Origin of the sequence: Delftia sp. ZNC0008 (assembly GCF_000799035.1) — a bacterium.
Lineage (GTDB): Bacteria > Pseudomonadota > Gammaproteobacteria > Burkholderiales > Burkholderiaceae_C > Comamonas > Comamonas tsuruhatensis.
The window spans coordinates 1-1,418 of record NZ_JTKZ01000759.1; the positions used below are offsets into that span (position 1 = coordinate 1).

Genomic DNA, 1,418 nt, shown 5'->3' on the forward strand with positions numbered 1-1,418 from the left:
GTCCACGGCGAACCTTCTTCGAAATAGCGGCGGCTGAAGGGCTGCAGCGGGTGCTGCTGCGTGCGCTGCGCCAGCAGCGGCTGGCCGCCTTCGCCGCGCCAGCCGGCCTCCAGGTAGTCGCGCAGCTGGGAGACCAGGACCGAGGGCGGCTGCTCGCTGTTGTCGCGCACATGGTGGCCGGTCCAGCTGATGTAGAGCGCGCGGCGCGCAGACAGCAGGGCTTCGAGCATGAGCTGGCGGTCATCGTCGCGGCGCGCGCGGTCGCCGGGGCGCTGCTGGCCGGGCAGCGCCATCAGGTCGAAGTCGCTGCGCGTGGCGCGGCGCGGATAGTCGCCATCGTTCATGCCCAGCAGGCAGACCACCTCGAAGGGAATGGCGCGCATGGGCATCAGCGTGCAAAAGGTCACGCCACCGGCCCGAAAGCGCTGCGACAGCGAGGGCTGCTCCAGCGCCTGCATCCAGGCCTCCTGGGCCACGCCCAGTTCCACGGCCTGCGCATAGCCGGCCTGCTCGCAGGCACGCTGCCAGTCCGTGAGGGCGGCGTCCAGTGCGGCCAGCATGGCCTCGTCCTCATCGTCCTGCGCCTTGAAGAAGTCCTGCAGCAGCGCGCGAAAGCGCTGCGCCCAGGCCTCGGGCATGGCGGGCTGCTCGGCCTCGCGCCACCACGCCAGCATGCGCTCCAGCAGCGCGGCCAGCACGCCGGCCAGCTCGGCCGACAGGCCGCCCACCTCGTCATAGGGCTCGATGCCGCCGAAGGCCTGGCCGTCCTGCGCCACGCCGCTGGCATAGCCCAGCAGCATGCGCTGCAGGCCGAACCAGGCGCTGTTGTGCTCGCCGCAGGCCTGCAGACCCAGCGACTGGCGCTGCGGTGCATTGAGTCCCCAGCGGATGCCGGCCCCGGCCATCCAGCGCGTGAGCTGGGGCAGGTCGTCGGCCGCCAGACCCATGCGCGCGGCAATCGCTGGGACGTCCAGCAGGTCGCACAGCTCGCTGAGCCGGCAGCGCTGCTGCGGCAGGCGCAGCAGCCATTGCAGGGCCACGGCCAGCGGGCTGCTGGCGCGTGCGCCCAGGTCGGCAATGTCAAAGGGAATGTGGCGCGGATCATGCCTGCCGTACTGGCCGAACACGGCGCGTATCGAGGGCGCGGCGGTCTCTATGGACGGCAGCATGACTACGACGTCACGCGGTGCCAGCGGTGCCTGCCCCGGCTGCCCGGGATCGGTCGGCCGGGCCAGCATCTGCAGCAGCTGATCGTGCAGAACCTCCAGCTCGCGCACCACGCTGTGCGCGCTGTGGAACACGATGGAGCGGTCGGCCCGCGCCACCTCCAGCGGTGGGTGCTCGGCCAGCGGCACCAGGTCGCGGATGCGCTGCTGCACCTGGGCCAGCAGCGGCGCGGTGCGCAGGTCCTCGGCATC

The 1,418-nt window shown here is 71.9% G+C and carries 1 pseudogene; it reads right to left on the reverse strand.

Features of this window, described 5'->3' with window-relative positions:
• Nucleotides 1-1,418: pseudogene (locus tag L995_RS24675) on the reverse strand (exodeoxyribonuclease V subunit gamma); the annotation flags it as partial.